This window comes from Schaalia odontolytica (genome assembly GCF_005696695.1).
GTDB classification, from domain to species: domain Bacteria; phylum Actinomycetota; class Actinomycetes; order Actinomycetales; family Actinomycetaceae; genus Pauljensenia; species Pauljensenia odontolytica_C.
The window spans coordinates 1,275,182-1,289,061 of sequence record NZ_CP040006.1; the positions used below are offsets into that span (position 1 = coordinate 1,275,182).

At 64.8% G+C, this 13,880-nt stretch carries 12 protein-coding genes; all 12 read right to left on the reverse strand.

Annotation, left to right across the window (positions count from 1 at the left end; translation table 11 throughout):
- Positions 1 to 28: 28 nt before the first annotated feature.
- Positions 29 to 244: a hypothetical protein gene (locus FBF35_RS05620; RefSeq protein WP_007588076.1), complete on the reverse strand. Its 216-nt coding sequence runs from the start codon at positions 242 to 244 to the stop codon at positions 29 to 31.
- A gap of 236 nt (positions 245 to 480) precedes the next feature.
- Entirely contained in the window at positions 481 to 1,926 is a 1,446-nt protein-coding gene (gene pyk, locus FBF35_RS05625) for a pyruvate kinase (protein ID WP_082632888.1), read from the reverse strand.
- 125 nt (positions 1,927 to 2,051) lie between these two features.
- Complete coding sequence (lgt, locus tag FBF35_RS05630; protein WP_060567337.1) at positions 2,052 to 3,011, reverse strand: prolipoprotein diacylglyceryl transferase; 960 nt, start codon at positions 3,009 to 3,011, stop codon at positions 2,052 to 2,054.
- A complete protein-coding gene (gene trpA / locus FBF35_RS05635; protein WP_060567338.1) occupies positions 3,008 to 3,817 on the reverse strand; it encodes a tryptophan synthase subunit alpha in 810 nt (269 codons plus the stop codon). The genes lgt and trpA overlap by 4 nt, the downstream gene beginning before the upstream one ends.
- 1 nt (position 3,818) lies before the next feature.
- Entirely contained in the window at positions 3,819 to 5,114 is a 1,296-nt protein-coding gene (gene trpB, locus FBF35_RS05640) for a tryptophan synthase subunit beta (RefSeq protein WP_060567339.1), read from the reverse strand.
- A complete protein-coding gene (trpC, locus tag FBF35_RS05645; RefSeq protein WP_060567527.1) occupies positions 5,114 to 5,962 on the reverse strand; it encodes an indole-3-glycerol phosphate synthase TrpC in 849 nt (282 codons plus the stop codon). Before trpC ends, trpB begins: the two co-directional genes overlap by 1 nt.
- 88 nt (positions 5,963 to 6,050) lie before the next feature.
- Positions 6,051 to 7,580, reverse strand: coding sequence for a chorismate-binding protein (locus FBF35_RS05650; protein ID WP_060567340.1), 1,530 nt, complete (start codon positions 7,578 to 7,580; stop codon positions 6,051 to 6,053).
- Between the two features lie 103 nt (positions 7,581 to 7,683).
- Positions 7,684 to 8,376, reverse strand: a complete 693-nt coding sequence (locus FBF35_RS05655; RefSeq protein WP_060567341.1) for a prepilin peptidase — start codon at positions 8,374 to 8,376, stop codon at positions 7,684 to 7,686.
- Positions 8,373 to 9,242: a shikimate dehydrogenase gene (locus tag FBF35_RS05660; RefSeq protein ID WP_060567342.1), complete on the reverse strand. Its 870-nt coding sequence runs from the start codon at positions 9,240 to 9,242 to the stop codon at positions 8,373 to 8,375. Before FBF35_RS05660 ends, FBF35_RS05655 begins: the two co-directional genes overlap by 4 nt.
- On the reverse strand, positions 9,239 to 10,675 hold the full coding sequence (mltG, locus tag FBF35_RS05665) for an endolytic transglycosylase MltG (RefSeq protein ID WP_241772574.1): 1,437 nt from the start codon (positions 10,673 to 10,675) through the stop codon (positions 9,239 to 9,241). The genes FBF35_RS05660 and mltG overlap by 4 nt, the downstream gene beginning before the upstream one ends.
- Positions 10,672 to 11,160 (reverse strand): Holliday junction resolvase RuvX, encoded by a 489-nt coding sequence (gene ruvX / locus FBF35_RS05670; protein WP_082632889.1) that lies wholly within the window; start codon positions 11,158 to 11,160, stop codon positions 10,672 to 10,674. The genes mltG and ruvX overlap by 4 nt, the downstream gene beginning before the upstream one ends.
- Entirely contained in the window at positions 11,157 to 13,865 is a 2,709-nt protein-coding gene (gene alaS / locus FBF35_RS05675; protein ID WP_060567343.1) for an alanine--tRNA ligase, read from the reverse strand. The genes ruvX and alaS overlap by 4 nt, the downstream gene beginning before the upstream one ends.
- Positions 13,866 to 13,880: the final 15 nt, after the last annotated feature.

Genomic DNA, 13,880 nt, shown 5'->3' on the forward strand with positions numbered 1-13,880 from the left:
CAAAGCTTGTCGGCCCCTTTGTCACGGCTCAGGCCACGACGCTCAGTTCGAGACCGAGGTACTCGGCAGCCGCGCCCCGGCGGGCCGGCTCGTCAAGGTCGGCAATCGCCTGCTTGACCCTCGAGTCGTGGAAGTCAGCGAACCACGGCTCAACGGCACGTGAGAGCTGGCCGACCTCCAGGTTGTTGGCCACGCGGCCAAACAGAGTGTCGTGGACCGACACGGTCCGGATCTTCGTATTCATTTCTCTTTCTCCTCTTCAATTCGGGCGCGCCAGAAAACATGCTTTGTTCGCACAGGCATTCCTGATCACGCCGGGCAGCGATCTGCTGCACTGCCGCGCCGTCGTTGGTGCGGCGTCCACGTGTCTCAACGTGTATCCGAGTACTTTATTCCACGGATTTCATTTTGTCCACGTGAACAAACACAAAAAGAGCGGGGGCACCGGCTTGCCGCCGGCACCCCCGCTACTCACGCATCTCACGCGTGGCGGGTTCCGCCAATCGCGTAGTCGGCCTCATCTCCGACCTCATGGATACGCAGCATGTTCGAGGAGCCGGCGATGCCCGGGGGCATACCAGCAACGATGACCAGCTGATCACCGATGTCCGCCAGGTGCGCAGACTGAACCACCTGATCGAGCTGCCACACCATGTCATCGGTGTGCTGCACCTCGGGCACGCGGTAGGCCTGGATACCCCACGACAAGGCAAGGCGGCGACGCGTGGACTCGAGCGGCGTAAAGGCAAGCATCGGAATCGGACGACGCATGCGCGACAGCAGACGCGCGGAGGTGCCGGACTGACTGAAGGTCACCAGGTAGCGAGCATCCATGTGCTCGGCGATACGCGCCGCGGCCTCGCAGATGACGCCCGCGCGGTCGGCGTAGAAGCCGGGGATCGAGGCGATGCGCTCGCCGCCGTTCTCTTCCGTCGACTCGATGATCGCGGCCATCGTTCGCACCGTCTCGATGGGGAACGCGCCGACCGAGGTCTCGCCGGAGAGCATGACCGCATCGGCGCCGTCGAGGATCGCGTTGGCGCAGTCGGAGGCCTCGGCGCGCGTCGGGCGCGGGTTCTTGATCATGGAATCCATGACCTGGGTCGCGACGATGACGGGCTTGGCGGCAATACGAGCGAGTTCGATCGCGCGCTTCTGCACCAGCGGGACGGCCTCGAGGGGCATCTCGACACCGAGGTCACCGCGGGCGACCATGATGCCGTCGAAGGCCTCGATGATGTCTTCCAGCGCCTCAACAGCCTGCGGCTTCTCGATCTTGGCGATGACCGGGATGCGCTTGCCCATCTCGTCCATGATCTCGTGGACGTCCTTGATGTCCTCGGCAGAGCGCACGAAGGACAGCGCGATGAAGTCGGCATCCTGCTCGATACCCCAGCGCAGATCCTCCTTGTCCTTCTCGGACAGGGCGGGGACGGAGACGGCGACGCCAGGCAGGTTAAGGCCCTTGTGGTCCGACACCATGCCGGGAACCTCGACGCGGGTAACGACGTCAGTATCGGTGACCTCGACGACGCGGACCGCGACGTTACCGTCGTCGATCAGCAGGCGGTCGCCGGGAGCGCAGTCACCGGGTAGGCCCTTGAAAGTCGTACCGACGAGTTCCTTGGTGCCGGGAACGTCGCGGGTCGTGATGGTGAAGGTGTCACCGATCTTCAGCTCCTGGGGGCCGTCCTGGAACGTCTCCAGGCGGATCTTGGGGCCCTGGAGGTCGACGAGAACCGCGATCGCGCGGCCGGACGTCGCAGACGCCTTCCTCACGCGCGAAATGACGGCCTCGTGTTCCTCAGCCTTTCCATGCGACCGGTTGATACGCGCGACATCCATGCCGGCGTCCACCAGTGCCTGGAGCTGCTCAGGAGATTCAGTGGCAGGTCCAATAGTGCAGACAATCTTAGCTCGACGCATAAGTAAAAGTTTACCTTCCAACCCCTGTTCAGACGAGGAAGATCAGCAGCGGGGCGACGTGATCATTCCCATGAATCCACCTGTGGTGGGACCTCTGGCACACGGATTGCGCGCACGGAGCGAGTCTAAAACTGCTCGAGAGTGCTCTCTTCAGCAGATTCATCCTCACTCACGCTGGTCCCCACGACATCGTCAGCATCAGATTCACCGGCGTCAGTCTGCAGGTCTTGGGCGTCTTCGTCCGCGTTTTCCGCAGTCGTCTCAGCGACAACGCGCGTCGGACGCCCAAGCCGGCCGGCGAGGACGAACACCAGTACTCCGAGTGCGAACACGAGGAGGGACGTCCATACATTGAGGCGCAGGCCCAAGACTCTGTGCGCATCGTCGATGCGCAGCATCTCGATCCAGCATCGGCCGGACGTGTAAGCCATCAGATACAAGCCGAACACCTGTCCCCCGGCGAAGCGGTGACGCCGGTCGAGCCACACGATGAGCGCGGCGGCGGCGAGGTTCCACAGGCACTCGTAGAGGAACGTCGGATGGAACAGCGTCCCCGCGGGGTAGCCGGCGGGCATGTGGGCGGCATCGATCTGGAGGCCCCAAGGCATGGTCGTCGGAGCACCGAAGAGCTCCTGGTTGAACCAGTTTCCCCAACGGCCGATCGCTTGGGCGATCAGCAGGGCCGGGGCCAGGGAGTCGGCGATGGGTCCGAGTCGAACACCCGCACGTTTGACCGCGATATACACGCCGAGCGCGCCGAAGGCGACGCCGCCCCAAATGCCGAGGCCTCCACGCCAAATCTGGAAAGCGAGCATCGGGTCACCGCCCGGACCGAAGTAAGCATCCGGGGACGTGATGACGTGGTAGATGCGCGCGCCGACGACGCCGAGCGGGATCGCCCAGAGCGCGGCGTCGTACAGCGTGTCCGGGTTTCCGCCGCGGTCGCGGTAACGGCGTGCCGTCCACCAGACACCGATGATCATGCCTGCGGCGATGATGATGCCGTAGGCCCGCAGCGGAATCGGCCCTAGGTACCAGACGCCCTGCGAAGGCGACGGAATACCGGCCGCGATGAGGGCGCTCACGCGTGTGCCCCACTCACGCCGGACTTCAGCTCGGTGGCGAGCTCACCCAGGGCCTTCAGGCCACGGTCGATGTTCTCGTCGAACAGAGTCTTGACGAGCGCGGATCCGACGATGACACCGTCCGCGTAGGCGCCGATCTCGCGGGCTTGAGCGCCGTTGGAGACGCCGAGGCCCACGCACACACGCTCGGCTCCGGCGGCGCGGGTGCGCTCCACGACGTCAGCGACGTGAGCGCCGACCGCTGCACGCGCACCCGTCACGCCCATCGACGAGGCCGCGTAGACCCAGCCGCGCGAGTGCTCGGCGATGAGCTTGAGGCGATGCTCAGGGGATGAAGGAGCGCTCAGATAAATACGTTCGAGGTCGTACTTGTCCGACGCCGCCTCCCACTGCGCGCCCTCCTCAGGCGGCAGGTCCGGCGTGATGAGGCCGGAGCCGCCGACGGCGGCGAAGTCCTTAGCGAAGCGCTCAACGCCCCACCACTCGACGGGGTTCCAGTAGGTCATCGAGCAGGTCGAAATACCGTACGAGGTCAGCTCGTCCACCGCGTGGAAGAGATCCTCAAGGTGCGTGCCTCGTTCGAGGGCGGCGACGGTCGCACGCTGGATGGTCGGGCCGTCCATGCCCGGATCCGAGTACGGGAAGCCGAGCTCGATGACGTCGACGCCGCAGTCCGCCAGGACCTTACCCGCGCGGATCGAATCCTCGACCGACGGGAATCCAACGGGCAGGTATGCGATGAGCGCAGCGTCGCCGCGCTGGAGGGCGGCGTCAATCGCGACAGCTGAATGGGGTGCACGCGTCATGTCACTTCTCCTCGTTCTCGTCCAGGACGGCAACGCCCGACGGGCCGGCGCTGGGGTCGATGACCTGCAGCTTCGCGTGTCCGTAGCCGAACCACCGCGATGCCGTGTCCACGTCCTTGTCGCCGCGACCCGACACAGTCACGATCACGATGGGCTCCTCACCCGGCGCAAACGGGCCCTCGGCCTCGGACTTCGCGCGGGCCCAGGCGCGCACGCCGGCGAGGGCGTGCGAGGACTCGATCGCGGGGATAATGCCCTCCGTGCGCGACAGGTGCAGGAAAGCGTCCATGGCCTCAGCGTCCGAAATGGGCATGTACGAGGCACGACCGGTGCGCGCCAACCACGCGTGCTGCGGGCCGACACCCGGGTAGTCCAGACCGGCGGAAATCGAGTGGGAGGCCTTCGTCTGACCGTCGCGTTCCTGCAGCACGAACGTGCGTGCACCGTGCAGCACGCCCACCTCGTCAGCAGTGATCGACGCGGCGTGTCGCCCGGTCTCAAAGCCGTCGCCGGCCGCCTCGCAACCGAGCAGCTCGACGCTGGGATCATCGATGAAAGCGGTGAACGAGCCGATGGCGTTGGAGCCGCCGCCCACGCAGGCCACGACGACGTCGGGCAGGCGTCCCTCGGAGGCGAGCAGCTGGGCGCGCGCCTCGTCGCCGATGACACGCTGAAGGTCACGCACCAGCTCCGGGAAGGGGTGCGGGCCGGCGGCCGTACCGAAGATGTAGTTGGTCGTCTCCACGTTGGTCACCCAGTCGCGGAAGGCCTCGTTGATCGCGTCCTTGAGGGTCGCCGATCCGGCCGTCACGGCGATAACCTCGGCGCCGAGCATCTGCATGCGCGCGACGTTCAGCGCCTGGCGCTCGGTGTCCTCACGTCCCATGTAGATCGTGCAGTCGAGGCCGAGGAGAGCAGCTGCGGTCGCGGTGGCCACGCCGTGCTGACCGGCGCCGGTCTCGGCGATGACACGCGTCTTGCCCAGCTCCTTGGTGAGCAGGGCCTGGCCAAGCACGTTGTTGATCTTGTGCGAACCCGTATGGTTCAGGTCCTCGCGCTTCAGGAACACACGCACACCGCCCAGGTCGGCTGCGAAACGCGGTGCCTCGGTCAGCAGCGAGGGACGGCCCGCGTAGTTCAGGAACAGGTCGCGCAGACGGCGCTGGAACGACTTGTCGCGCCACAGGCGCTTCCACGCGGCTTCAACCTCTTCGAGGGGACCCATGAGGGACTCGGCGACGAAGCGTCCACCGAAATCACCGAAGTACGGTCCTTGCGCAAAGTTCTCAGCAACCATCACTGTCCTTCCTGACGCGCCGCGGCGACGCGAGCCTTACGATCCGTTCGCAGAGCGGGATGCTGCCCGGCACTCACCATGTCCTGGATGCTCGCGCGGGGGTCGCCCGAGGTCACGAGCGCTTCGCCGACGAGCACAGCGTCCGCGCCCCACTTGGCGTATTCAAAAACATCATGCGCATTTGCGACGCCGGACTCGGCGACGGCGACAACATCCTGGGGAATCACGTCGATGACCTGCTCGACGGTCGAGCGGTCCACTTCCAACGTCTTCAGATTGCGAGCGTTGACGCCAATGATCGAAGCGCCGGCCTCCATTGCGCGCAGGGCTTCGAGTCGCGAGTGAGTCTCCACCAGTGCCTCCATGCCGAGCGAACGAGTGCGTTCCAGCAGGGACACCAGCACATTCTGCTCGAGCGCGGCGACGATCAACAGCACGAGGTCAGCGCCGTGAGCACGCGCCTCGTGGATCTGATACGGCGTAACGATAAAGTCCTTGCGCAGAATCGGAATGTCGACGGCCGCGCGCACGGCGTCAAGATCCGCGAGCGAGCCGTTGAAGCGACGTTGCTCGGTGAGCACCGAGATGACCGACGCTCCCCCGGCCTCGTACGTCGACGCGAGAGCGGCAGGATCCGGGATCGCTGCGAGCGCCCCCTTGGACGGCGAAGATCGCTTGACCTCGGAGATGATCTTGACGGCACCGTCGCGGTTACGCAGAGCTCCGAGAGCATCCTTCGCCTCCGGGACCTGGGTCTCCATCTCCTTGATTCGAGCCAGAGGGACGCGGTCTTCACGCTCTTTCAGGTCCTCGCGGACCCCAGCGATAATGTCATCGAGAACGCTCACGACGCTCACCTTTCAGGCAGAAATGATCAATCCTCACCTAGGCTAGCGAAAAATGGCCGCCAACGAGTCAGCCATCCCGCACTACGGGTCAGGACAGAGGAACGAGAGTCGACGCCCGCACGACGGACTCAACCGCCGCGGCGGCCTTATTACGCGACTCCTCGTACTCCAGGGCAGGAACCGAGTCAGCAACGAGACCCGCACCCGCCTGCACCGAGGCCACACCGTCCTTCAAGGAAGCAGTGCGAATAGCGATCGCTAGATCCGCGTCCCCCGACAGGTCGAAGTAGCCGACGACGCCGCCGTAGACGCCGCGGGCCGCGGGTTCGAAATCATCGATCAGCTGGATCGCACGAGGCTTGGGCGCCCCCGACAGGGTTCCTGCGGGGAACGTCGCGACCAGCGCATCGAGCGCGTCGGCATCCTCGCGCAGCACACCCGTCACCGTGGAGGAAATATGCTGAATGTGCGAGAAACGCTTGAGCTCCATGAGCGTGGAGACCTCGACCGACGCAGGATCACAGACCTTCGACAGATCGTTACGAGCCAGGTCCACAAGCATCACGTGCTCCGACAGCTCCTTCGGGTCCTCGAGAAGCTCGGCCGCCAGGCGATGGTCCTCGGCCGAATCTGCTCCGCGTGGGCGCGAGCCGGCGATCGGGTACGTCCAGACGCGGCGCCGCTCGGTCTTCACGAGGGTCTCGGGGGACGAGCCGACGACCTCGAAATGACCGCCCCGCTCGTCGGGCAGATCCAGGAAGTACATGTAGGGCGAGGGGTTGACCGTGCGCAGCACTCGGTAGACGTCGATGCCGCTGGCCGGTGTCGACACGTCGAGGCGCTGGGAAACGACGATCTGGAAGGCGTCGCCGTCTTCAATCGCCCGCTTGGCCGCGTTGACGGAAGACTCAAAATCTGCACGCGCCGTGCGCTCGCGCACCTCGGGCGGCGTGGCACCGCTGGCGCCCAGAACCGCGGGGGCGATCGGGGTCGCAAGCTGCGCGGTCATCGCGTCGAGGCGCTCAATCGCGCGGTCGTACGCCCCGTCAACACCGTCAGCCGAGCCGTTCAGGTTCCAGGCGATAGCCATGAGGTAAACCGAACCAGTCGCATGGTCGAGCGCGGCGACCTCGGTGGCGAGCACGAGCGTCGCATCCGGGATGTCGGATTCCTTCGGCGCGGTCGCTGCGAGCGTCGGCTCCCACTCGGGGATGATGCCCCAGCCCAGAGAACCAACGAGAGCACCCGTCAGCGGGGGCATTCCTTCAATCGCAGGCGCGGCGAGCTCTTCAAGGGCAGAGTGCACGACCTCAAGGAAGGTTCCCTCCTCCAGGGCACCCTCAGGATGCGAACCGATCCACTGCGCACGTCCGTCACGCGCGACGATCGCACCGGCGCTCGATGCGCCAACGAACGACCAGCGTCCCCACGAACCACCGTGCTCAGCGGATTCCAGGATGAAGCTGCCGTAGTTACCGTGCGCAAGCTGTCGGTAGACACCCACCGCGCTCAGCTCGTCGGCGAGCACACGGCGCACCACGGGGATCACGCGGCGCTTCGCAGCGAGATCAACAAAGACGTCGCGCGGAGGCCACGTCTGGCCCCATTCGAGGCTCACAGACTCAGACTGATACGAAGGCGTCGAAATACTCACCGCACTATTGTCCCATCCGGACGCGCACTCGTCCCGGCGTGGTCCACGATAAGACCTGCGCTTATCCCTACAGCCAGTCGGGGACAACGCCCCATGCAATGGTGCCAACGAGCGCTGACCCGATCATCCAGGGGCCCATCGGAACGCGTGTCTTCGTGCCAGCGGATCCGACGACGATCTTCCACAGTGCCGCGACGCCCGCGGACACGAAGGAGAGCGCGAGGGCAAAAATCGCAGCGTGCAGTCCCACGGAACCAACCAATGCTCCCAAGACCGGAGCCAGCTTGACGTCACCGCCGCCCATCCCGCCGGGCAAGCGATTCAACAACGCAACCGGGACGAACCAAATGAGCGCACCGATGAGTGCGCCGAAGAGCCGTTCCTGCCACAGCGGCGACATCACGCCGCCGACGATCACGCCGAGAACGACACCGATGCCCATTGCGACCGTGTAAGCGTTGGGCAACCGATGGGTACGAGCGTCGACGTAAGCACTCAGCGCACCGATCATCGCAACCGTCATCACGCCGGGCATACCGGGACGCATCTGCGCCGCGACAAAGAAGATTGCTCCGACGATGCCCGCGCTCCACACGATCGCATTGCGTGTGAGGGGCTTTTGCGTCGCTTCGATGAAGTAGCGGCGCTGAATCTTCCATCCCGACCGCCACAGCCACGAAAGAACCACAATCCAGGTGAGAAAACCTGAGATCAACGACAGATCGGTGTTCAGCCACGACGGCAGCCACGTCACGATCACGAGGCAGCCCCTTCCCCACCCACCCGCGCGCGTCGAGCAAGTTCTGCCTCCAGAGCGTCACGCATGACTTCGGTCTTCGGGCTGCGCCCCGTCATGAGCTGTACCTGCGCTGCCGCCTGGAAGATAAGCATGTCGGTACCTTCGGCAACGATGCCACCGTTCCTTTCAAAAACGCTGCGCAGCCCCGTCTCGCGAGGAGAGTAGACAACGTCGAGGAGAACCTGGTCCTCTCGAACTGTCATCTCCTCGGCAAGCGGGTCAGCAACGCCAGCAGGCAGCGTCGAAATCACAAGGTCAGCACCGCTGACCGCACGAAGAACCGCGTCGCGATCCGACCAGAGCACCTGTTCGATGCTGACGCCCAGTCGAGTGGATGCAGCGACGACGGAACCGGGTCCCCCGAAACGGCGCGCGGCAACGGTGGAGGTCACGATGCCAAGCTCACCGAGGGCGGCGAGCGAAGACGAGGCCGTGGCTCGCGCCCCGAGCACGACGGCACTTGTGGGGAGCGCTCGGTCCGCCTGCGAGCACGCGCGCCGAATCGCCGACGCGATCCCCGTGACATCCGTGTTGAAGCCAGCGAGCACGCCGGAGGAAGGAACCACCGTGTTGACGGCGCCAACTCCAGTGGCAAGCGGATCGATCGCGTCCAGGAGCGGAATGATCGCCTGCTTGCAGGGCATCGTGACCGACAGACCACGGAAGGAATCGTCCAACCCTGAGATGAACTCGGGCAGGCTCGCCTCATCGTGCTCGATGCGGCGGTACTCCCATCCCTCAATTCCGAGGTCTTCCCATGCCGCCCGGTGGATCACCGGGGACAGGGAGTGCTCAATCGGGGAACCGATGACACCGGCCCACATCATGACGCGGTGCAGACCTTCGGGTTTGCGTTGCAGTACGCCTTGAACTGTTCGCGGTTCTTCTCCTGTTCCTCGAGAGTCGAGGCAAACAGAGTCTCACCCGTGTCCAGGTTGACCGTAACGAAGTACAGCCAGTTGCCTTCAGCCGGGTTCAGGACTGCCTTGACGGCCTTCTCGCTCGGCTGTCCGATCGGGGTCGGAGGCAGACCTGCGTGCAGGCGCGTGTTGTAGGGATTGTCGTTGTCCAGGTCCGCCTGGTCCGGAACGCCGCTGGTCTTTCCGACGCCGTACAGGACGGTCGAGTCCATGCCGAGGTACCCCTTCGTCTCACCATTCGTGTCGGCGAGGCGATTCTCGATGACGCGAGCGACCATCGGCATGTACTTGTCGATGTTCATTTCACCGTCCACAATCGACGCCTTAATCAACACGGTCTGCCGATCCGCGGGGGCAACGCCGAGACGATCAAGCTCATCGACGGTTCCCTTCACCATCCGCGCGATGACGGTCGTCGGCGTGTCATCCTCGGAGACCTCGTAGGAACCGGGCAGCAGCCATCCCTCGGCGTTTCCACCGGCCTCAGACGGCAGGCCGATCGCTTCCGTGTCGGCGAAAGCAGCGTCCACCTGTTCCTCGGTGACGCCCATGATGTCAACGATCCGCTTCTTGACCTCGGACATCTTCTGACCCGACGTGATCGTAATCGTCGAATCGACGCGGTTCGTCTCATCCAACAGGCCTGCAAGCGCACCGGCTGCACTCATCTGTTGCTTCAGACGATACGTACCGGGGCGAATGGACATCGATGCCGGCGTCTTCTCGAACTGACGCACGAAGGCACCGACGGACTTCACGACGCCCGCATCCACGAGCGTCTGGCCGATATCGCGACCGGACGAATTCTCTACGATCGTCACCTCGACCGAGCCGGTGCCCGGCCCGGGGAAGTCATCCGATGCAGTCGTCGACGAGTTAAAGAGCTGATCGTAGGCGACGTAGCTGGCACCGGCCAGCAGGCCGAGCACCAGAACGATAATGAAGAAGGACCGCACCCGACGGCGGCGCTTGCGCTTGCGTGCCGCTCGTCGTTCACTGGCGAGGCGGCGAGAACGCATGCCCGTGGTCTCTGAAGGCGATTCCGCTCCCTGCGCTGCACTGCGCTGACGCAGCGCTGCACCGGACACGCGAGGAGTCGCGCCCGTATCCGTCACCTCGTCGAAAGAGGGAAGCGTGCGCTCACCCTGAGCCGTCGCTCGGACGGGCGCCACGGCCTCGTCACGAGAGGAAGCGCCACGCAAGTCGGTTCCCTGAGCGGGCGTCGCTGTCGCGTCCTGCGATGCGTGCTGCTCGTGTAGCTCGGCATCCGAATAGACCTTTCGCTCGCCGGAATGAATCTCTCGACGAGAACGGAAGGGGTAAGGGGGAGGCGTACTCATGCGTGCGCTCCTTCGCTTGGTTCGAGGATGATGTCCTCACCGGGAGCTCGACCGCCCATCCGTTCGAGCTCGAGTGCCTGTTCCAAAATGATCTGCGCCGCGACCTGGTCGATGATGCTGCGATGCTCGATCTCAGGAATCCCGGATGCGCGAAGACGCGCGTGCGCCTGGTTGGACGTCATACGTTCGTCGACCATAGCCACGCGAACATCGGGAACAAGCTTCTTAATGCGGCGCGCATACTTACGCGCCCCCTTCGCTGAGATCCCCTCTCCCCCACGCAAGTGCCGAGGAAGGCCAACGATCACTTCGATTGCATCGTGACTACGTACAATGTCGGCTAAGCGATCAAGATCGGACAGATCGGGAGCCCTGTGAAGGGTTTCGACGGGCATCGTGAGAATACCGTCGGGGTCGCACCGGCTGACGCCGACACGCACGGTGCCGACGTCCACGCCGATACGAATCCCCCGACGAATACTCACAGAGCCTCGATTTCCTTGCGGATCGCGTCAATCGCATCGGCAACACCCTCGGGCTTGGTGCCGCCGCCCTGGGCGATGTCGTCACGGCCACCGCCGCCACCGCCCATGTACTTACCGACGGCGCGAACCAGCGCACCGGCCTTCACCGACGCCTCGCGCGCTGCCTCGTTCGTCGCGACGACGAGCGAAGGCTTGCCACCGACGACGCCAGCAAGGGCAACGACGGTCCCGCGCTCATTGCCGAGGCGGTCGCGCACGTCGAGCGCGAGGGTACGCAGAGCGTCCGCGGACGGCATCTCACCGACTGCGGAGGCGACGACGGTCACGGGACCGATAGCCTTCGCGGAAGCTGCCAGATCGGCGCCCTGGCTCAGAGCCTGTGCCGTGCGGATCTTCTCGAGCTCCTTCTCCGACTCGCGCAGCTTGGTCAGCAGCGACTCAATGCGCTCGGGCAGTTCATCGGCGCGGCCGCCCACGAGCTGGGAGAGCTGGTTGACGAGCGCGTGTTCCTTGGCCTGGAACTCGTATGCGCCGTCGCCCACCAGCGCGTCGATACGACGCACGCCCGAGCCGACGGATCCTTCGGAGAGCACCGTGATGCGGCCGATGTGACCGGTCGTGGGAACGTGGGTGCCGCCGCACAGCTCACGGTCGAACCCATCACCGATGGTCACGACGCGAACCTCGGAACCGTACTTTTCGCCAAACAGCGCGATCGCGCCGGCTTCACGCGCGGCATCGATGCTCATGACCTCGGTGGTCACGGCCAGATCCTCGGCAAGCTTCTCGTTGACGAGGGCCTCAATATCACTCAGCTGCGAGCCCTCAAGAGCGGAGCCGTGGCGGAAGTCGAAGCGCAGGCGCGACGGCGAGTTCTCCGAACCCGCCTGGGTTGCGTCCTCCGACACGACGTTACGCAGGCCCGCGTACACCATGTGGGTCGCAGTGTGAGCACGCGCAATGGCGAGGCGACGCTGGCCGTCGATCTCGGCGTACGCCTTCTCGCCCACCGTCATGCCACCCTCGGTGAGGGTGCCGCGGTGGACGCTCAGACCACGGATGGGAGCCTGGACGTCGTGGACCTCAACAACACCGCCGCCAGCGAGACGGATCGTACCGTGGTCTGCCAGCTGGCCACCCATCTCGGCGTAGAACGGAGTGCGATCGAGGATGACCTCAACTTCGGCAGGAGCACTGGCAGCAGGAGCCGCCACACCATCGACGAGCAGAGCCTCAACGGTGGCCTCAGCAGCCTGCTCCGTGTAGCCCAGGAACGTCGAGCCGCCGCCCATCGCCTTCTCAATGTCATGGAAGACGCGGACGTCGGTGTGCCCGGTCTTCTTCGAGCGAGCGTCGGCGCGTGCGCGCTCCTTCTGCTCGGCCATCAGAGTGCGGAAGCCTTCCTCGTCGACCGACACGCCCTGCTCGGCGGCCATCTCGAGGGTCAGATCGATCGGGAAGCCGTAGGTGTCGTGCAGCGAGAACGCCGACGCACCAGAAATCACGGGGGCGCCCTTCGATTCCTTCGCCGTTGCAACCGCTGCATCCAGGATCGTCGTGCCGGCGCTGAGGGTGCGACGGAACGCGTCTTCCTCCGCGTAAGCAACTTCGGAGATCGTCTTCCAGTTGGTCTCCAGCTCGGGGTACGACGCCTTCATCGCGTCCTTCGAGGCGGTGAGCAGCGTCGGCATGGTTGCCTCGTCGACGCCCAGCAGACGCATCGAGCGAACGGCGCGGCGGATCAGGCGGCGCAGCACGTAGCCGCGGCCATCGTTACCGGGACGCACTCCATCGCCAATGAGCATGAGCGAGGAACGCACGTGGTCCGCGACGACACGCATGCGCACGTCGTCGTCATAGGCGGCGCCGGCCTCGGGGCCAGCGGCGCCCAGACCGTAGCGCTTACCGCTCATCTGCATGGCGGCCTCGATGACGGGGAAGACCTCGTCGATCTCGTACATGTTGGGCTTGTCCTGCATAACGAAAGCCAGACGCTCCAGGCCGGCGCCCGTATCGATCGCCTTCTTGTCCAGCTCACCCAGCAACGGGTAGTCCTTGCCGGAACCCTCACCACGCATGTACTGGTCGAACACCAGGTTCCACACCTCGAGGTAGCGGTCGCCACCCGGGTCGACGGTACCGCCCACGGCCTCAGGGCCATACTCGGGGCCGCGGTCGTAGTGCCACTCGGCGCACGGACCCGCCGGGCCGGGCTGGCCCGTGTCCCAGAAGTTCTCCTCGCGCGGCAGACGCACGATGTGCTTGGGGTCCATGCCGATCTGCTTCGTCAGCACGTCGAAAGCCTCGTCGTCCTGATCCCACAGGGTCACCCAGAAGCGATCGCCATCCAGACCGTACATGCCCTCGTCGCGCGAGCCAGTCAGTAGCTCCCACGCGTAGTTGATCGCACCTTCCTTGAAGTAATCGCCGAAGGAGAAGTTGCCGTTCATCTGGAAGAACGTGCCGTGACGGGTCGTCTTGCCGACGTTGTCGATGTCGTTCGTGCGGATGCACTTCTGAACCGACGCGGCACGCGGCCACGGCGCGGGCTCAACGCCCGTGATGTAAGGGATGAACGGAACCATGCCCGCGATCGTGAACAGAATCGAGGGCTCCGGAGAGACGAGAGAAACGGAAGGACGAATCTCATGACCCTGCTTCTCGAAGTAGTCGAGCCAGCGGGTGCGGATTTCAGACGTACGCATAGTCCCCCATGTTAG